At 44.8% G+C, this 20,330-nt stretch carries 16 protein-coding genes; 2 read left to right on the top strand and 14 right to left on the bottom strand.

All coding sequences use genetic code 11. The features are described from left to right. Positions 1-124: 124 nt before the first annotated feature. From tehB to A7325_RS13200, 10 genes are all read right to left on the bottom strand, one after another. Positions 125-691 carry a tellurite resistance methyltransferase TehB gene (gene tehB, locus A7325_RS13245; RefSeq protein WP_068408901.1) on the bottom strand — a complete coding sequence of 189 codons (567 nt, stop codon included), beginning with the start codon at positions 689-691 and terminating at the stop codon, positions 125-127. Positions 692-731: 40 nt separating this feature from the next. Then, a complete protein-coding gene (locus tag A7325_RS13240; RefSeq protein WP_082894418.1) occupies positions 732-1,406 on the bottom strand; it encodes a glutathione S-transferase in 675 nt (224 codons plus the stop codon). 258 nt (positions 1,407-1,664) lie between these two features. Then, positions 1,665-2,300 carry a hypothetical protein gene (locus A7325_RS13235; protein WP_068408896.1) on the bottom strand — a complete coding sequence of 212 codons (636 nt, stop codon included), beginning with the start codon at positions 2,298-2,300 and terminating at the stop codon, positions 1,665-1,667. A 281-nt stretch (positions 2,301-2,581) separates the two neighbouring features. After that, positions 2,582-3,166 carry an alpha/beta hydrolase gene (locus A7325_RS13230; RefSeq protein WP_068408894.1) on the bottom strand — a complete coding sequence of 195 codons (585 nt, stop codon included), beginning with the start codon at positions 3,164-3,166 and terminating at the stop codon, positions 2,582-2,584. A gap of 18 nt (positions 3,167-3,184) precedes the next feature. Further along, positions 3,185-4,150 (bottom strand): hypothetical protein, encoded by a 966-nt coding sequence (locus A7325_RS13225; protein WP_068408892.1) that lies wholly within the window; start codon positions 4,148-4,150, stop codon positions 3,185-3,187. 887 nt (positions 4,151-5,037) lie between these two features. Continuing rightward, positions 5,038-7,083, bottom strand: a complete 2,046-nt coding sequence (gene betT, locus A7325_RS13220; protein ID WP_068408890.1) for a choline BCCT transporter BetT — start codon at positions 7,081-7,083, stop codon at positions 5,038-5,040. Positions 7,084-7,442: 359 nt separating this feature from the next. After that, a complete protein-coding gene (gene betA, locus A7325_RS13215) occupies positions 7,443-9,143 on the bottom strand; it encodes a choline dehydrogenase (protein WP_068408888.1) in 1,701 nt (566 codons plus the stop codon). A 118-nt stretch (positions 9,144-9,261) separates the two neighbouring features. Further along, entirely contained in the window at positions 9,262-10,776 is a 1,515-nt protein-coding gene (gene betB, locus A7325_RS13210) for a betaine-aldehyde dehydrogenase (protein ID WP_068408886.1), read from the bottom strand. A 112-nt stretch (positions 10,777-10,888) separates the two neighbouring features. Then, positions 10,889-11,464: a TetR/AcrR family transcriptional regulator gene (locus tag A7325_RS13205; protein ID WP_068408884.1), complete on the bottom strand. Its 576-nt coding sequence runs from the start codon at positions 11,462-11,464 to the stop codon at positions 10,889-10,891. A 332-nt stretch (positions 11,465-11,796) separates the two neighbouring features. Then, the gene (locus tag A7325_RS13200; RefSeq protein ID WP_068408882.1) at positions 11,797-12,510 is read right to left on the bottom strand and encodes a cupin domain-containing protein; all 714 of its coding nucleotides are present in this window, start codon (positions 12,508-12,510) and stop codon (positions 11,797-11,799) included. Between the two features lie 323 nt (positions 12,511-12,833). On the opposite strand from A7325_RS13200, the gene A7325_RS13195 reads away from it, so the two are divergent. Beyond that, positions 12,834-14,033, top strand: a complete 1,200-nt coding sequence (locus A7325_RS13195; protein WP_068408933.1) for a sugar transporter — start codon at positions 12,834-12,836, stop codon at positions 14,031-14,033. 89 nt (positions 14,034-14,122) lie between these two features. Here the strand turns inward: A7325_RS13195 and arfB are convergent, their stop codons facing one another. Beyond that, positions 14,123-14,536: an alternative ribosome rescue aminoacyl-tRNA hydrolase ArfB gene (gene arfB / locus A7325_RS13190; RefSeq protein WP_068408880.1), complete on the bottom strand. Its 414-nt coding sequence runs from the start codon at positions 14,534-14,536 to the stop codon at positions 14,123-14,125. A 329-nt stretch (positions 14,537-14,865) separates the two neighbouring features. Between arfB and uvrA the strand changes: the two genes are divergently transcribed. Further along, positions 14,866-17,433, top strand: a complete 2,568-nt coding sequence (gene uvrA, locus A7325_RS13185; RefSeq protein ID WP_068408878.1) for an excinuclease ABC subunit UvrA — start codon at positions 14,866-14,868, stop codon at positions 17,431-17,433. A 124-nt stretch (positions 17,434-17,557) separates the two neighbouring features. Here the strand turns inward: uvrA and A7325_RS13180 are convergent, their stop codons facing one another. The 3 genes from A7325_RS13180 to A7325_RS13170 form a co-directional block, all read right to left on the bottom strand. Continuing rightward, complete coding sequence (locus A7325_RS13180) at positions 17,558-18,322, bottom strand: SDR family oxidoreductase (protein WP_264753723.1); 765 nt, start codon at positions 18,320-18,322, stop codon at positions 17,558-17,560. Positions 18,323-18,496: 174 nt separating this feature from the next. After that, complete coding sequence (locus A7325_RS13175) at positions 18,497-19,279, bottom strand: SDR family NAD(P)-dependent oxidoreductase (RefSeq protein ID WP_068408874.1); 783 nt, start codon at positions 19,277-19,279, stop codon at positions 18,497-18,499. Between the two features lie 3 nt (positions 19,280-19,282). Next, entirely contained in the window at positions 19,283-20,302 is a 1,020-nt protein-coding gene (locus A7325_RS13170; protein ID WP_068408872.1) for an NADP-dependent oxidoreductase, read from the bottom strand. Positions 20,303-20,330 lie beyond the last annotated feature (28 nt).

The raw sequence follows: 20,330 nt of genomic DNA, 5'->3' as shown, positions 1-20,330 counted from the left end.
TAAAATTTTTAATTAAAAAAGGCTGCTAACGCTGTGGTAAATATAGCGTAAACAACCTTTTGAATTGACAGTATGACTAATGTGATCTGATTAAGATTTATTGTCTAACATCACTTAACATTGCTTAACTGGGCTTACGTGCCAACATGGTAGCAAACTGTAATTGCGCGCCGTTATGCATGGTGCCGACGTCTTCATTATATTTAATCAACTCCCAGCCCTGATACATGTGGCGTAATTGCCCTTCGTTTAGAGTAAACGGGAAATTAACAGGACATGGGTAGGCTTGAGTGTTCATAGCGCACACAACCAAATTATAACCACCAGCCAGCGTATGCGCCTGCATATCAGCAATGACAGCGTCAACGCGTGCGGGGTCAAGGAACATCAGAGTCACCGTACAGCTGATAAAACCATAATCGGCATCAAGGCTGGCACGATTGATATCGTACACTTCGGCTTTGAGGTTTGTAAGTCCTTCTTGTTTAACAATGTCTTGTAGCATATTGATAGCGCTAAGATTGGCATCTATCGCCGTCACATTAAACCCAAGTTGGCTAAGATACAAAGCATTGCGCCCATTTGAGCAGCCCATATCGAGCGCATCGCACGGCTCAATAATCTGGCACGCTTCTACGACTTCACTATGAGCAGGATTCAAGCCGTAGCGGCTATTGAGATCAATGGTCATGGCAACCTCTTATATGTAATTGAGAGATTTTATCATAGCACTAATGACAATCGATGAAAGCGGCAGGAAAAACCACCACGTCATCTTTTTCTTGCCAGGGCGCAAACTTAGTCATCGCTTGCAAAAAAAGTGGATGGGAGAGCCAGTCTTGTAGCCAGCGCTGCAAATTTGGATAAGGTAAATCATAAAAAACCTTGCGATCTACATGCGCAAATTGACGCACAAACGGCATGATACCAATATCAGCGATGGTTATACTCTCCCCTAGCAAATAAGGATTTTTGATTAATAACTCCTCTAACATTTGTAAAAAAATCTCACCCCGTTGTCGATACTCTGCTTGGCTCATCTCAAGATGTCGGTCGGCGTATTTATAGCGATCGAGCCAATATTTAAACTCATTGTCGTTTTTATCAATCAGCGCATTTGCTTGCGGCAAGGTCTGGGCAGCAAGCAACCCTTGCGCATCTTGCTGCGTAAGCGCCCATGTCATTATCTCTCTACTCTCCTCAATCACCGTGCCATCTAAAAGCTGCAGCACAGGCACCGTACCTTTTGGGCTAATCGCTAGCATTTGCGGCGGCTTATTTTTTAATGTTATCTCGCGCAGCTCGACCTGCAGCCCCGCAAACAACAACCCAAGACGGGCGCGCATGGCATAAGGACAGCGACGAAAAGAGTACAGACGAGGATAAGAGGAAATCGAAGGAGTCATAGAGAGGTTTCGCAGTTTGGTTAATCTTTATCGTTTTAAGCTTAAAAGTTATTAAGTATAGCTTGGCTTATCATAACAATGACCACACTTGCCTTCAATGGTAGCCTCGAACCTTAAGAGTTTACGCGCGACAAAAAAGCCTCGCTATCATAAAAGGATAGAGAGGCTTATGTTTAAGATAATGTTTAGTTTGACGTTTAACTTATAGGATTGTAAAGATGGTTCTTTGAAATTATAGAATAAATATCGCTTAGGCTATTACACACTTTTAGATTTTGGTAAGTCGTACTCGATTCTCTCGACTTCTTTATCTTGCAGTTCCATAATCAAGCAATAGCCTTTTATAGCGCCATCGTACGGCACGTTAGATCCACGCTCTTGATAATGCGTGCGGATACGCTCTTTAATAATACTTTTACGCGCCATTTCATCCAGTTTGGCAAATCCGCTTGGCAAATCTACCTGAGTCCAAAGTGCAGCGGCCCAACGAGACAGCCAATTGGCGTTGTCATCAAACTTAAAATCAACATTGGCTTGCAGGCGATATCGAGGTTGCGGCGCAGTACCCTGTGCTATTTCATCTTTAATCTGAGCAATATCTTCTGCAAATGGCTCATAAGGCAAATCGAGTACCGAAAATAACTTTGCTAAAAACTCATCGGCGCTAAAATATTTATCCATATAGCTGCCGTCAAGGCCAAGATGCTTATTGGACAGCACATGACGCAGGCGTTCGCAAGCAGGCATGGTATGCTTTAGTGGGTAACCCATGGTTTTGACAATATATTGCGCGCGATATTCTAACGTATCTATTTGCGCGATGACGTATTGTGCGAGAGGATGGTACGGCTGAAAACGGCGGGTAAATTTGGATGGCTGGGCAGATTGGCTCATGATGATGAAGACCTTATATTCCTATAACTCCGACGAAAAAGTATAAAATCAGGCACAAATGAGGATGTCGGAGTACAGGCTCATGCGCTTTACCAGGATTGTTTTATATCGTGCTGGAAGTTGCAAGGTTTGTACGCCGCTATCAATCGCAATCTTGATGATTTGCAATAAATGGCGAGGACAAAACTGTTAAACCCACGATAGTTTATTCAATGATGATAGCACATCAGCCCATAGAAAATAAATACGCGATCATGACTTCTTTTTAATCCGCAAATCCCCTAATCTTCACCATGATACGTCGCCTCATCCATCCAAACGATAGGATCTTCACACAGATGTACCAAGTGATACCAAATATCACTGCTACGAGCGATACGGTGATGACCGCCGTCAAAATAATCGATTTCCCAGCTATCCGGTAGATTAAACAAAGTTCGCCTAGCGACCGCCACATCCAGACTTTCATCGTCGACTTCCACCATGACTCGCATCATCTCAGTGTTTGAGGTCGGAAACGACAGTTTCATATCGGCTACGGCGGGAATACGGTCCGCTAAAACCTCACTTGGATAAATGCAAGGCGCAATCAAGAGAGCCCGCAGGTTATATTTATGGGCAAAATGATTGGCAAACCAAGCGCCAAGCGAATGCCCTGCCAGCACCACGCGTGGATACTCTTGCATTTTTTCTTGAATTAAAGCATCGTAAATCTCAAAAATTTCTGCAAAATTTTCGCGGTAATTGACCGTTTGACAATATTTCGGCTCGCGCTTGATACACGTGTATTCACTGGTCTCGCAACTTGAATCGAGACCATGGAAAAACAGTAAAAACGTGTTGTTATTTTCGATAGGAAACATCATAGCTCTCTCCTTTTTTCATTATTTTTTAGTATTATTTTTATTAATTTGGTCTTTTATCAGCGATTTTTGATTGGCAATTTGCGCTTGGTATAAACTCAAAATCTCCTCACAAGCCTGCATTGAAGTATTTTTCGCAAAGCCTTTACCAAACCAAAAATCATAAACCGCTTGGATAATGGATTTTACCGCCTCAGCATCTTTTGGCTTTTGCGCTGTTAATTTACGCGCAATATCTTTTGCTTGAATATCGGACTCATTGTAGGGCGCACTCCAGCCTACACAATAGCGATAGAGCACATCATTAATAGCCAAGATAAATATAGCGTCAGCCACGCCATACTGTTCAATAAATTGCTCCAACACCGAGCAGCGCTCGTCATAGAGTAAAGGCTCTATCGGCATCTCATTGCGCTCAGTCACATACTCACTGCTCACTACGTGCGAGGGCTTGCTAAAATTCTCCCACAGCAATGGATAAGATCCGCCAATTCCGCCCTTTTCCACCACATTAAACTGCCAAATACCATAATACGTATCAATGCCTTTGGTATCAATGCCCTTATAAGGCACATCGATAAACCACTGCATCAGCGCATCGCTATCATAAATGATATGCGTACTGCCAATACGCACCGCTTGTTTCGGTAAAACGTCCGTATATAAATACTCGATATCATCGCTATAAAGTTTTACCTTTTCTACGTTTCCAGCACTGACATCACCGAGCTTAGCCATTGCCTCACCTATGTTTCGGCACAGCCTAAACGGCGCGACAAAACTCAATGTGTCATCGGTATTATTGACAAAATACACATCGTCTTCATAATTGTTTATCGAAACCGTCTCAAGATAAAACAATGGGCTGCTTCGTACCCGCCCTTTCTCATCATTCGCCAGTGCCGTTATTCCAGACAGTTTTGCGCCATCCGACCACTGCACATTGTTTATGCGTTTTTGCTCAAATTGATAGGTTAACTTTGTCATCGTTTTATCCTTATAATTTTGGTTTCCAGTTTTGATTTTTGATTGCTTATCGCATTATTTTCTATATTTTTATTTCGTATTTTTCTTTGGATTCTTTTAAGCGCAATTTTAAGCCAGCCTAGTCTGTTCGCCATTTGCTTAAATGACGTCATTGGCTATAAGATTAGTGAAGTTAATTGGTTTAGGCGCGTAGAATTCTCATACTTTGCTGGTTTGTTAGCCGTATTTTTTCGTTATCGTAACGCTATTTTTTAGCGTTATAAATTTTAAAAAACTAACATTAACGGGCGTTTTTCTATTCGGTTATTCTGCTTATCAAGCAAGATTTTTTAGGGGTTTAGGTTTGGATTTTTGCAGGCGTGATTGTTTAGGATTAAACGAAAATAACATTGCTAAAAAGGACACTGTTAAAAGTGTTTGCTAAAGACAACCCAGTTAAAAAGTGAAGCGTTGCGCCCCGAGGGTTAACGGTTTGTCGTGTTATTTTTGCCTGACTCAATAACTATAATATAAAACCTTATGAAAATAAAGCGGCTAAAAAAACTGTGCGACAACTGCTGTCGCCCAATCACTCATTACTAGGTTTATCACTAAATTTATCATTAAGCTTATTATTTATTGAGCTAATTTATATAAAAAATCCCATAAGCTGTATGCAACTTATGGGATTATGTTTTGCCAAATGATTAATCACATCTCTAACATCTAGCAAGTTATAGTAGAATTACTTTAAAATCGATACAGTGCGACTGGGATGAATTTTTCGTAGCCTCTGTGATAACAGCAAGCAAGGAAAATTTATACCAGTCGCACACAGCTATAATTTCTCGCTTTTATTTTGAACTAACTATATATACTAGCCTTTGATGAATGATTTAATAAATGAATTAACGCTCTAAATGCAGATACTGCATATGACATTCGTACTGATGCAAGATATCGACCAGCACTTGCTCTTTGGTATAGCCAACCAAGTCATACTCTTGCGAGCCATCACTTAAAAATACTTCAGCACGATAATAAAACTCGGCCTGCTTACTGGAAGTATTGAGGGTAAAGTTTGGTCGCTCAGCTTTGATGAGATTAACTTCATAAATAAAGTCATCTTCATCACCATGCCCGACGCGCAGTTTTACCCCATCTATCTGACCGTCATCTTCGTCGGTTGCAGCATCGATATTTTTACCAATGCTGGCCAAATTTCGGATATCTAGTGAGGTTTTAAGACCACCTGCTTTTAGCTCGTTTTCTACCTCAATCATGGCAGGTTTAACGACCGTCTGTAAAAAGCGTTCGACTTGCTTGTGACTTGGGAAGCTGACGATACGCTGCAAGCGCGCTTTCCAGCCTTTACCACTATCGAGCACGTTTGCCGTGCCAACCGTACTGGCTTTGCGCTTGTTGCCCTCTTCTTTTAGTGATTTCCACATAGCCATCATGTAAAGCAGCAAAATAAGCGAGAACGGCAGACCAGCAATGACGGAAACCGATTGTAGCGAAGTAAAACCACCCGCAAACAGTAAGCCTAAAGTAATCAAACCCGTAGCTGCCGCCCAAAACAGGCGTAACCAAACAGGCGCATCGGTATCATTGGTCATGCCTTTTGAGCTTAGATTTGCAAGCACTAAAGCGCCTGAGTCCGCTGAGGTCACAAAAAATATCAGACCAATAAATACGCCTGCCAATGAAAAAATATCACTGTAAGGGAAGTATTCAAACAAGGCAAACATACCCATTGCGGCATCATTGACGGCGATTTCACCAAGCTCAGTTGCGCCATTGGCGACCAAATCTATCGCTGAATTACCAAAGATAGAGAACCACGCAAAAATAAAACCAAGCGGGATAAACATCACGCCAAAGACAAACTCACGCAAAGTGCGACCGCGGCTAATACGCGCGATAAACAAACCGACAAAGGGTGCCCAAGCGACCCACCATGCCCAGAAAAATATCGTCCAACCTGACTTCCAATCAGCACCAGCCGTACCATCATAAGCATAGACATCAAAGGTTTTAAAAATAATCGTTTGGAAATATTGCCCAATATTTTGGGTAAAGGTATTGAGCAAATAAACCGTATTACCTAGCACCAATATGGCCAATAGTAGCAATATCGACGACAGCATATTAAATTCGGATAAACGGCGTACGCCTTTTTCAACGCCCGTCATCGCAGAAATAGCGGCAGCAACAACCACGCCTAAGATAATCAGGCTCTGCACCATTTTGCTCGATTCGATACCGAAAACATGTGTCAAGCCTGCGTTGGCCTGCAATACCCCAATACCTAAGCTGGTGGCGATACCCATCAGCGTACAGACGACGCCAAAGGTATCAATGCCATCACCAAGCCAACCTTTGATTAAGCGCTCACCGAATATCGGCGTCAACGGAGAACGTAGCGCCAGTGGCATGTTTTTACGATACGCAAAGTACGCCAATGCCATACCAATGAGCGCATAAATACCCCAACCATGAAGACCCCAGTGTAAAAAGGTTTGCGACAGCGCTTCACGCATCGCTTCAGCACTGGCAGGCTCTAAGCCCGTATGCGGCGTGAGATAATGCATCAACGGCTCAGAGGCACCAAAGAATAATAAATCAATCCCGATACCAGCGGAGAATAGCATCGCCGCCCACGCTAAAAAAGGAAACTGAGCTTTTTCGTGATCTTGTCCCAGCTTGATATCGCCGTATTTAGAAAAACCAACAAATAAAGCGAAAATACTATAAGCGGCAACCACTAGCATGTAATACCAGCCAAAGCTCTCTGATACCCATGCCATACTGGCGCTTAATAATGCCTCACTATAATCTGGCAAGGCAATCGTCCAGATAATCAATAAAATAGAAATAATAGCTGAACCTAAAAAAACCGTCTTATTTAGAGTCAGGGGTTTCGTCGCATCTTCTGATAGCGAGCTGTACATAAAAGACCTCAATAGGTAAATGAAACAGGGTCTGATATTGCTTTGTCCGTCATAATTTTATGAGTTATAAAAAGGAGATTTTTAGCCATTCAAATTACAAGCACACAATGATAAATAACCGCATGACGCACAAAGCAGTACCAATTAATAAAAAATGAAAGATAAACGATTAGAAAAACAGCGACGCGAATGCTAAGTAAATTTAACCTCAATGGTTTTCATCTCTATAAACATAAGCGCTGATAAAAAAGACCTTTACTACGAAAGGCCTTTTGATAGAAATGGACTTATATTATTTATTGTTTATTAGTTCGCGCAGTTGCCTAAATACTCGTTTAGGCATTCATTTAAAAAGGCGTTTAAACGAGAGAGTTATAAACGCGCATCGGTTCGGCTCTGAGCGGTGCGCCATTGGCAACGTAATAGTCCGCCGTCGAGCGTGGTAATTGCTTACCTTTCATCTTGTCGACGATTTTTTCGGCGAGCATAATGGTGGTTGCGTTCAAATTACCACTGATGATATTTGGCATAATCGACGCATCGACCACGCGCAAGCCATCGATACCGTGTACCAGCCCTTTGCCATTAACCACCGAATCATTGCCTTCGCCCATCGCACAGGTACATGATGGATGATAAGCCGTCTCGCTATGGTTGCGGACATACTCATCCAACTGCGCATCGGTCACCAGATCATCGGTCGGCGCAATGGCGCGGCCGCGATACGGGTCAAGCGCTGGCTGATGCATAATCTCGCGGGTGATACGCATCGCCGCGCGGAACTCTTGCCAGTCCTGCTCATGCGACATATAGTTAAATAAAATGCTTGGATGCGCGCTTGGGTCTTTTGAGGTCAGCTTGACACGCCCTCGACTTGGCGAGCGCAATGAACCCACATGCGCTTGGAAGCTATGCGATTTTACCGCGCTGCGGCCGTCATAACGCACCGCTAACGGTAAGAAATGATACTGAATATTAGGATGGGTGAATTTCTCATCGGTACGGATAAAACCGCCACCTTCAAACTGATTTGACGCGCCAAGGCCTGTACCCATAAATAACCATTCCGCTCCAATCGCCGGCTTATTCCACCATTTATTGGCAGGCGCAATTGAGACTGGTAGCTTACATTCGTACTGCATATACAGCTCTAGATGGTCTTGTAGGTTATTACCGACGCCCGGTAAATCTAGAATTTCAGTCACGCCCACATCTTTAAGCCATTGACCAGGACCAATCCCTGAACGTTGCAATAACTGCGGCGAGGCAATCGCACCCGATGAGACGATCACTTCACGAGACGCATAGAATTTTTTGATTTGACCTTGATGGGCGACTTTGACACCGACCGCACGCTTACCATCAAAGAGAATCACATCAGTCAATGCACCCGTTAAAATAGTGATGTTACTGCGCGGTTTGGCACGGTCAAGATAACCACGCGCGGTGGAAGCACGGCGACCATTAGGGGTGACAAAACGATCCATTGGCCCAAAGCCTTCTTGCTGATAGCCGTTTAGATCCTCTGTACGCGGATAGCCAGCTTGCACGCCCGCTTCAATCATGGCCTCAAATAATGGATTGACGCCAGGTTTTGAAGTAGTCATTTCAACCGGACCACCGACGCCATGGTAGTCATTTTCGCCAGCGTCACAATTTTCTGACTTTTTAAAATAGGGTAAGCAGTCGAGATACGTCCAGTCCTCTAAGCCTTTATTTTTGGCCCAATCGTCAAAATCGAGCGCATTACCACGGATATAGCACATCCCATTAATGAGTGACGAGCCGCCAAGCCCTTTACCGCGGCCACAGTCCATAACGCGGTTGTTCATATAGGGTTCGGGATCAGTTTTGTAGCCCCAGTTATAAGTGGTTCCTTGTAGCGGCATAGCGAGCGCCGCTGGCATCTGCGTGCGAAAGTCTAAGCGATGGTCCGGACGACCCGCCTCTAATAGCAACACCTTAATGTTGGCATCTTCGGTCAAGCGGGTGGCTAGCACGTTGCCTGCTGAGCCTGCGCCGACGATGATGTAGTCATATTCAGGTGTGGTTGATGTCATAAAACGCTCCATAAAATTAAAAAAATCCATCATTTCATAGCAGTAAGGCGGCGCGAAAAGAAAAAATGAGTCCTCACGCCTTAACCTTACTGTTTAAAAATTCTTACCGTACAGCTGTTTAAAATACCGATTCAAACTTGCCAAGCTCTACTTGGATAGATTTGGTCTGCGTATAATGCTCAAGGGCTTCGATGCCATTTTCGCGGCCGATACCTGAGTGCTTATAACCGCCAACTGGCATTTGCGCAGGCGACTCGCCCCACGTATTTAACCAGCAAATACCCGCTTCAATCTGACCGATTACTCGATGCGCGCGGGTCAAATCAGCGGTTACCACTCCTGCCGCCAAACCGTACTCCGTATCATTGGCACGGCGAATCACTTCTTCCTCAAGCTCATAAGTCAATATCGACATGACTGGACCAAATATTTCCTCACGTGCGATGGTCATATCATCGCTACAATCGGTAAACACGGTCGGTGCAACGAATGCGCCATTGGCAAGCTCGCCTGCCGTGATACGTTCGCCGCCCGCCAATAAACGCGCACCGCCCGCTTTACCTTGCTCGATATAACCAAGCACTCGCTCCATATGCGGAAAGCTAACCAATGGCCCCATATTGATGCTCTCGTCCAGCGGATTGCCGAGCTTGATACGCTTAACACGCGTCAAGATGGCCTCTTCAAACTTGGCTTGTAAGGTTTTGGGAATAAAGACGCGCGTGCCATTGGTACAGACCTGACCAGTACTATAAAAGTTCGCCATCATCGCAATGTCAGCAGCGGTATCGATATCGGCATCGTCGAAAATGATCAATGGTGATTTACCACCAAGCTCCAAGGTTACGTCTTTTAGCGACGATGATGCGGCGCTTGCCATGACTTTTTTACCCGTTGGTACGCCGCCTGTGAATGAGACTTTGGCGATATCAGGATGCTGGGTTAATGCTTCGCCGACTTTATAATCGCCTTGCACAACGTTAAACACGCCATCTGGTAAGCCTGCTTCGGTAAATATTTCTGCCAGTTTTAAGACGGTTAACGGCGTAACCTCTGATGGTTTAAAAATCATCGCATTACCAGCAGCCAATGCTGGCGCTGCCTTCCACATCGCAATCTGAATTGGATAGTTCCACGCACCGATACCAGCGACCACGCCGAGCGGCTCGCGACGGGTATAAACAAAACTGCTATCACGTAGTGGAATCTGACGACCCTCTAACATTGGCGCAAGCCCCGCATAATACTCAACGACATCAGCGCCAGTGACGATATCGACATACTTAGTCTCAGAAAGCGCTTTACCCGTGTCTTTGGTTTCGAGTAATGCCAGCACATCATTACGCTCGCGCAATATCGCAACTGCGTTTAATAAAATCCGGCCGCGCTCAACCGCGGTCATTGCTGCCCACACTTTTTGACCTTGTTGCGCGGCTTTTACCGCCTCATCGATTTGCTCATCAGTCGTTTGTTGAATAATAGCTAACACTTCACCTGTCGCCGGATTGATATCTTCAAAGGTCGCTAATGATTCATCAACCGCCAAATAACGACCGTTGATATAAGCGGTCTGCGTTTGTGTGAAATCAATAATGTCTTGTAAATTATTTATGGTTGTCTGAGTAGTTGTCATAAGTTTTCCTTAGGGCGACGGGTTCGCTTTATAAAAAAGCTTTTTTATAAAGTCTTAAAAATAATGTCGTTATGGATTAAAGGTGAAAAATAAAAGTGGTTTGTATGCATTTTTAAGCGTCAAAGTCACGCTGCGTCATTTTTATCAAGCGCGTGCGCAATGAAGCTTTATCCGAAATATCAATACCCGAAAAGTCAGAGAGCCAAATCCCATCGGCGACCAGACGCACCATACATAGCGTTTCGCTATTATCCGTAGCAGCGTGTTTTTTTAGCTGCTCGTTTGACCACTCAGCCCAGCGTTCGCGCAGCATCCGATCCCCTAGCATCAACACATATAATGTGGCTTGGCTATTAAACTCGGCTTGCCCTTTTTCGCCCAGACTGATGGTGGCATCGATATAAGCGCGGGTAAAAGCGCCATAGCTGACCGGATCTTTTGCCATCGCTTGATTGACTTCCGCCTCAAACTTAGCCATCGCGTCATAAAACACCTCTAAGATGAGCGCGTCCTTGGTGGCAAAATGATGCATCACCCCGCCTTTGGTCACGCCGACGGCATCGGCTACCGATTGGAAGGTGACTTTAGACAAGCCCTGCTCCAAAGTGATGCGCGCTGCCTCATCAAGCAGCGCCCGCCGTATAAGCTCTGGCTGTTTTTTACGTTTATGAGCGTTTTGAGTTTCCATTTTTATCTCGATATTAGCGTGTCAGTTTAACTAAAAGTAAATTTGGCTTTAAAAGAATGTGTTTTATTAATACAGAAGAAAAAACAGTCTCTGATAAAGAAACCGTACGGTCGGTATTTTACAGAAATAAAGCAGCAATGTGAAGGGCAGGTATGAACCGAGGAGTTACAGAACATTATTTTAATAATTTTTTATATTTTATAGCTAATTATATGTAAATGGCGTCAAAGCTATTTTTCAGAAAAATAGTTCTGACGCCTTTTTTATAGTGAAGCAGTAGCCTATAAACCATTAAAGTCACTATTAATAATTGCTAAATCTACGTTTGCGTACTATTTTTCTTCTACTTTAGCGCCAATGACTTTAGACAGGTGACCAGTTTTGAGATAAACCGTAGCACCGTGCACGCCTGCTTTTATTTGCGGTAGTGCATCCACTGGCAAACGTAGCCAACCACCGCGAGTATAGGTTTTAGCGTCATCTGTAAGTTCAGTATCTATCAGCTCGCCATCTAGCACCAGTATCTCAGCGCCGCCTTTGATTGCATCGGTGAATACTGTGTCGGTAAATAGGGCTTCATTGGCCTTTAAACGCTGTAAGCTGACCTGTTCGCTGTCATCTGAAAATAACTGACAGATATCACGATTGTGCTTTTTTTGCCAATTTGCTGCATCGTTCGTATCGATAGCGACATAACGTGTTTCGGTGGCTAGCATTTGCCAAAGTTTGACAAAAATAACTGCGCCCTCTTTACTATAAGGCTGATGGCCAGAATTTGGTGGATTGCGTAAGTACCAACCTGCTGGATAATCGATATTATCTGCCGAAAAAGTTCCCGATAAAACCAAAATCTCTTCGCCGCCCGGATGCATATGATGTGGAAAATAGGACTCAGGCGCATAGCGGACGATACTGGTGGCACGGGCTTTTTCTGCGCCGACGCGGTCAAGCATGACGCGCTCGACGCCGTTTTGCGGTGATGGCACCCATTGATAGTGTCTGGGCGCCAATGCTGCACGGCGAGTAAAATCTGCATTAATCAGCATAAAATAGTTTCTCGAGATTAGATTTAATGCTGTAGATTATCCTCTGATTTACAGCGGCTGACAAACAAGACCCTGTTCTTATTATTAAAAAGTCGTATTTACACTATTCAAAGTAAGTTTGTGGCTGAAAAATGCTTAACCTTAACAATCCTGCCAAGATTCTTGCTAATTATCAAAAAATTACTTTAACTGCTGCCCGTGACTTGGTATCTTGCTCTCCTTCTTTGCGTTACTACGACGTATCTTTGCCATATTATTAAGCTAATGAGTGATTGTTAAGCCACTTTGCTGTATTAGCGCCTTCTTTATTTGTGTTGAACTTTATGAAACCAACCCTTGAGGTGAGCGCAAATACTCGCCGCACTCAGTATTTCCAAGTATTTTTGATGGGCGTCAGCGCCTTTATTATGAATACCACTGAATTTGTCCCCGTTGCCCTATTAAGCGACATCGCCCAAGATTTTTCCATCACTACGGCTGAGACTGGCTGGATGTTGACGCTGTATGCGTGGATTGTCGCGGCGATGTCATTGCCATTGATGCTACTTACCAGCCGCTTTGAGCGTAAAAGCTTACTTTTGGGCTTGTTTGTAGTGTTTATTGCCAGTCATGTATTGTCCGTATTTGCATGGAGCTTTGATGTATTGCTGATTAGCCGCGTGGGCATTGCACTATCGCACGCGATATTTTGGTCCATCACCGCCGCGATTGCGATACGCGTAGCACCGGAAGGTAAAAAAGCACTAGCGCTTAGTGTGCTTGCGACCGGTACTTCATTGGCAATGGTACTTGGCGTGCCACTAGGACGCTTGGTCGGTCAATGGTTTGGCTGGCGGGCAACCTTTGGCGGTATTGGGGTGATTGCTTTTATCGTGTTTATTCTACAAGCAAGGCTGTTGCCAACGCTACCCAGTATGTTTGAAGGCTCGTTTAGAAAAATTCCAGAATTGCTTAAGAATCCGTTATTGGTCTGTTTGTATTTGCTGATTTTATTAGTCTTTACCGCGCACTATACCGCTTATTCTTATATCGAACCTTTTATGCGCCAAGTCGGCGCCATCAGTGAAAACGCTGCGACTTTGGTCTTGCTATTATTTGGAGTGGCAGGGATTGCAGGCAGTGTTATTTTTAGCCGTTGGGGCGATCGCTTTAATACCAGATTGATGTTGATATCGATCATATTAATGCTGCTATCTATGCTGGTACTATTGTTTGCCGTGACTTCTATCTGGGCGCTGAGTTTCATTGCGTTACTGTGGGGCGCGGCGCTGATGCTGCTGATTATCTCCATGCAAGCCAAAGTCATCATGGTCGATGTCACGGCGCAAGACATGCTGATGTCGATGTTCTCAGGGATTATTAACTTAGGCATTGGCGCCGGTGCGCTGTTCGGTGGTTATGCAGTGACGCATATTTCCATATCAAGCGTCGGCTATGTAGGTGCCGCTATCGCCAGTGTGTCGCTGCTCTTGATGTTATTTATGATAAAGCGCTTTCCTGAATTAAGCAGAAGACTTGGTTAGCTAAAAATTTGATAGTAAAAAATGCCAGCCAATTAAATGGGCTGGCATTTTGCTGTTTGGTTAATTAAAAAACCGAGTAAGCCGTTTATTTAAAAATCCACTTTACCGCGCAAGGCTTTGGTTTTGCCGCGCTGGGTTTTTTCATCAACGCGTTTACGTTTGGCATTTCGGCTAGGTTTGGTCGGCCTGCGGGTTTTGTGGACATGAGTGGCTTGAATAATAAAGCTTTGCAGCCGCTCAAGCGCATCAATTCGATTACGTTCTTGGGTACGAAACTGCTGCGCTTTAATAATAAGCATACCTTCTTTGGTCATTCGACTGTCTTTACTGTCCAATAAGCGCTGCTTGATAACATCGCTTAAGCTTGAGGCATGAATATCAAAACGCAGATGAATCGCAGAGGACACTTTATTGACGTTTTGCCCGCCTGCCCCTTGCGCGCGTATGGCGCTAATCTCTACTTCGCTGTCATTCAGGCTAATGGTATTGCTGATAAAAATCATAAAATGCTTTTATAAATGATTGATAGATGAAGTTAATGATAAAGCATTCTCAATTAACGCGCCACTTGCCCGCTTAATAGCGGCCAAAACGCCGTATTTCTTAACCTCTATAATCTGCAATTTATAGGGTAAACCTTATAAATGTTATCGTTTGACGTTGCTGTGTCTATCCTCTGTCTATAAAGCGTAAGCCTGCACAGTGATTTGATTTTAAGGTGGTAGGATGACGTTAAGCAGATACGATATTAAACGAACACCGTATTAAACAGACACGGTATTGTTGAATCAAAGCGTTAACAAGCCGATTTTAGTCAAAGGAATAGCGTTGTATGACAACCAATCATAAGAAATCTAATCATAAAAAATCTAACATTTCTCTCAAAAATCACAACCTTACCGCTGATGAAAGCATTCAGGTCCGGGGCGCGCGGGTGCACAATCTCAAAAATGTCGATGTAGATTTACCGCGCAATGCGTTGGTCGTTTTTACCGGTATATCGGGCTCAGGCAAATCGTCACTGGCATTTGGTACCTTGTTTGCTGAGTCGCAACGCCGCTATCTTGATTCGGTATCGCCTTATGCACGGCGCTTGATTGACCAAGTTGGCGAGCCTGATGTCGATTCGATAGAAGGCTTACCGCCCGCCGTCGCCCTGCAACAGCAGCGCGGTACGCCGTCGGTACGTTCATCGGTTGGTAGCGTGACGACGATTTCAAATGGTCTACGTATGCTGTACTCGCGAGCAGGCGAATACCCTGCTGGGCAAGACATACTATATGCCGATGCCTTTTCGCCAAATACGCCAGAAGGTGCTTGCCCTACTTGCTCAGGTATTGGCCGCGTGTTTGAGGTCACAGAAGATTTGCTCGTGCCTGACAAGACGAAAACCATTCGAGAACGCGCCATTGCTGCTTGGCCACCAGCATGGCAAGGGCAAAATCTGAGCCGGATATTGACCACACTGGGCTACGATATCGACAAACCTTGGAATACCTTGTCCAAGGAAACCCGCGATTGGATTTTATTTACCGATGAAACCCCAGAAGTGCCAGTTTACCCAGAGTACAATCTCGAGCAAGTACGCGAGGCGATTAAAAAAGGTGAAAAGCCCAATTATAAAGGCACCTATGCCAGCGCAAAAAATTTCGTTTTGCACTCTTTTGCTACGACCCAAAGTTTACGTACCAAAAAACGTGTGGCGCAGTTCATGCAAATTTCAGAATGCCCAAGCTGCCATGGCAAAAAGTTGAAACATGAATCGCTGTCGGTTAAATTTGCAGAGCTTGATATTGGTGAATTGTCTCAATTAACCTTGACTGAACTGGCGCTAAAACTTAACGACGCTGCCAATAAAAAACTCAGCGATGATATGCCAGACCGTGAAAAAGCCATCGTCGCCAAGCGTATTGCCAGCGATATTTTATCGCGTGTTGAGGCGTTAACCAGACTTGGGCTAGGTTACTTATCGCTTGAACGCACCACACCTACCTTGTCACCCGGCGAGCTACAGCGCCTAAGACTTGGCACCCAAATTCGCTCTAAACTATTTGGCGTGGTTTATGTGCTCGATGAACCGTCCGCTGGCCTGCATCCTGCCGATACACAGGCGCTATTAGGCGCTCTAGATGAACTGGTAGCGGCGGGTAATTCATTATTTATTGTCGAGCATGATGTCAGCGTCATTCGCCATGCTGATTGGATAGTCGATGTCGGACCAAAAGCGGGCAGTCATGGCGGTGAAATCATCTATAGCGGCCCTGTTGCCGGCTTGCGAGATGTATCTGATTCTTATACAGGGCAATATCTCTTTAGTAAAGACACAGCAACTCAAAAGTTAAAAACCGAGCAACCAAGACAACCTACTCATTGGCTAAAACTTGCCAATATCGAGCGTAATAACTTACAAGGGCTAGATGTGGCATTTCCTTTAGGGGTATTAACCACAGTAACGGGGGTTTCAGGTTCGGGAAAATCAAGTTTGGTCAGTCAAGCGTTGGTTGAATTGGTCTACAATGCGCTTGGGCAAAAAACCGTGATTGAAGCGCCCACCGATGAAGCGGCTTTACTCGAGCAAGAACAAGAAACGCCAATGGGCGGAGAGATAGTCAGTGGTATGGAGCACATCAAGCGCTTAGTCACCGTTGACCAAAAAGCCATCGGGCGCACACCGCGCTCAAATCTGGCCACTTATACTGGACTGTTTGACCATGTGCGCAAGTTATTTGCTGCCACCAAAGAAGCAAAAGCCAGGCACTATGATGCGGGACGTTTCTCATTTAACGTAAAAAAAGGACGTTGCTCAAATTGCGAAGGCGTCGGTTTTGTCAGTGTTGAGCTGCTATTTCTGCCAAGTGTTTACTCGCCCTGCCAAGTGTGCCATGGTCAGCGCTACAATGATGAAACCTTAGAAATTACTTATCAAGGTAAAAATATCGCCGAAGTACTCGATTTGACAGTCGAAACGGCTGCTGAATTTTTTATTGATGATGCCCCAATCATGCGCGCTTTAGATGCCTTGCTAAAAGTTGGGCTTGGTTATCTAAGACTTGGGCAACCAGCGACCGAGTTGTCTGGTGGCGAAGCACAGCGTATCAAGCTTGCTACCGAACTGCAGCGTACCCAGCGCGGCGATACGCTGTATGTGCTCGATGAACCAACGACTGGTTTACATCCTTCTGATGTCATGCTACTGATGGCACAGTTAAATGGGCTGGTCGCAACCGGTAATACGGTGATTATGGTTGAGCACGATATGCAAGTCGCGAGTAACAGCGATTGGATTATCGATATGGGCCCCGGTGCTGGCGATGAAGGTGGGCTTATTGTCGCAGAAGGCACACCTAAAGAGGTGGCGAAATCCAAAGACAGTCGCACTGCACCTTTTTTATTGACTTAGTATTGATATAAAAGACAGTACACTAACTAAAAAACGGAAATATGCAATAAGAAAAACCGCATCACTATGAAAGTCATGCGGCTTCCTATTTTTAAACATCGGTTTTTTAAACATGCATTGCTAACTAAGCAAGCATACCGCCATCGACAACCACGGTCGCGCCCGTCGTATAGCTTGAGGCGTCAGACACGAGATACAATACTGTGCCCGCCATCTCATCAGGATTAGCCACACGCCCTAATGGAATCGCATGTAACGCCATTTTTAAGACTTTATCATTGGTCGTTAAGGCCGAGGCAAACTTGGTATCGGTTAAACCTGGTAGCAAGGCATTAACGCGAATGTTTAAGGGACCACATTCTTTAGCAAAGGCTTTGGTCATGCTAATCACCGCCGCTTTAGTAATTGAATAGATGCCTTGCTTGTCACCTGCGACCAAGCCATTGACCGATGCGGTGTTTAAAATCACCCCGCCGCCCTGCTCGCGCATCATTTTCCCCGCTGCCGTCGACATAAAGAAATAACCGCGAATATTGACCTCTACGGTCTTATCAAAAGCGGCTAAATCGGTATCTAGAATATGGCCATAGTAAGGGTTTGCCGCGGCATTATTGACCAAGATATCAATTTGACCGAATTCACTTTTTATATGCTCAAAAATTGCCTCAATCTGCGCCATATCGCCAACATGACAAGCGAAGGCACTGGCTTTGTGACCATCAGCGACAATGCTATCGGCGACCGCTTGGCACGCGTCAATTTTTCGGCTAGAGACAATCACATGCGCGCCTCTTGATGCCAAAAGACGGGCGATAGATTCACCAATACCACGGCTAGCACCGGTAACCAAAGCAATCTTACCCGTTAAATCAAATAAATCTTTCATCATTATTCCTTATATTTACCTATATTATCTATATATTTTAAATTTTTACCAGCTCTGCTAAACTTAATACCATTTCCAAAAATTTGAGTAGCAAGGAAAACGAGTGTAAGTACTACAATTCGTAGACTAAGCGAGTTTGACACCGCTAATCATATTTTTGGGATGTGTATAAATCTATTAAGCCAACATGCCGCCATCAAGGGTAAACGCATGACCATTCATAAAGCTACTTTCATCACTCGCCAGCCATGCAATGGCGCCAGATACTTCATCGACATCTCCCAAACGGCGCATTGGGCTGGCTTTTATGGTGGCTTGCTGGGCGCGCTCGTCCATTTTTGCCATGGTATTACGCACCATCGGCGTATCGATAAAGCTTGGACATACCGCATTAAAGCGGATATTAACGCGCGCATATTCATGAGCAGCGGATTTGGTCAGCCCCATCACGCCATGTTTCGCGGCGCTATAAGCTGACAGTAGCGGCGCTGAACGTAAACCAGCAATCGACGCCACATTAATCACATGACCACCGCCATTAGGTGCCATACAAGCAACAGCAGCGCGCATACAATGCCAGACGCCTTTTAGGTTAACGGCAATATTACGATCAAAGTCCTCGTCACTTAGCTCATGCATCGGCGCCGGTTTATGGTCAATACCGGCATTATTTATCACCACATCAAGGCCGCCAAGCGTTTCCATGGCAAAGGCAAAGAGCGCGCGCACTTCATCGCCATTCGTCACATCGACTTTTTTAAAGACGATGCTATTGCCCGCGTTTTGCCCTTGCTGAGCAACGCCTGCGCCCATCTCTTCTGCCAAATCGCCAATGACGACTTTCGCACCGCGACTGGCGAGCAGTAGCGCACTAGCAGCGCCAATGCCAGACGCGCCGCCGGTGATTAAAATACGTTTACCAGTGACGTCTGATGCAATTCCATTTGTATTCAATGTCATGATTTATCCCTCTACCTTAAGTACCAGTTTGCCGAAATTTTCACCTTTAAAGAGCATCATCAAGGTATCTGGGAACGTCTCGACACCTTTGACGATATGGTCTTTTACTTTAATGTCGCCTGACCCAATCCAGCCAGCAATATCTTTCATCGCCGTCGGATACTCTTTGATACTATCAAAGACCACGATGCCTTCCATACGCGCACGATTGACCAACAGCGACAAATAATTTGATGGCCCTTTGACTTCTGTGGTGGTGTTATATTGGCTAATCGCCCCGCAAATCACGATACGCGCATGCAGATTAATTTGTGTCAGCACATCATTTAAAATATTGCCACCGACGTTGTCAAAAAAGACATCGACGCCGTTTGGACAGGCCTGCTTTAGGCCTTTTTTCACATTTTCGTTTTTATAATCTATAGCAGCATCAAAACCCAGCTCATCGACTAAAAATTTACATTTCTCAGGACCGCCTGCGATACCGACGACGCGGCAACCTTTGAGTTTGGCAATTTGTCCAACCAAGCTACCAACCGCGCCCGCAGCGCCAGAAATAACCACAGTCTCGCCAGCTTTTGGTGCGCCGGTTTTTAATAAGCCAAAATAGCCCGTCATACCCGGCATACCGAGCACGCCCAAGTAATAAGACAATGGCGCAAGGCTTGGATCGACTTTATGTAGACCTGTACCATCGCTGACTGCATACGACTGCACGCCGTTATGACCTACGACATAATCGCCAACAGCAAACTTCTCATGCTTACTTTCAATGACTTTACCCACCGTTCCTGCACGCATTACCTCGCCAATCTGTACGGGCGGTATATAAGATTTTGCATCGTTTAGCCAACCACGCATTGCCGGATCCATCGAAATATATTCAATTTTTATCAGCAGCTCACCATCTGAGATAGTCGGCAAATCTGTCTCAGTATATTCCCACGTATCAGCGCTTGGTGCGCCAATTGGTCTTGCTTTTAAGCGCCACTGCTTATTAATCTGTTTGTTATCAGCTGTCATTATTTATTCCTTTAACGTTGTATTTATT

Origin of the sequence: Psychrobacter sp. SHUES1 (assembly GCF_001652315.1) — a bacterium.
GTDB classification, from domain to species: domain Bacteria; phylum Pseudomonadota; class Gammaproteobacteria; order Pseudomonadales; family Moraxellaceae; genus Psychrobacter; species Psychrobacter faecalis.
Note: the sequence above shows the minus strand (reverse complement) of the source record. Positions and strands in the feature narration are given on the sequence as shown.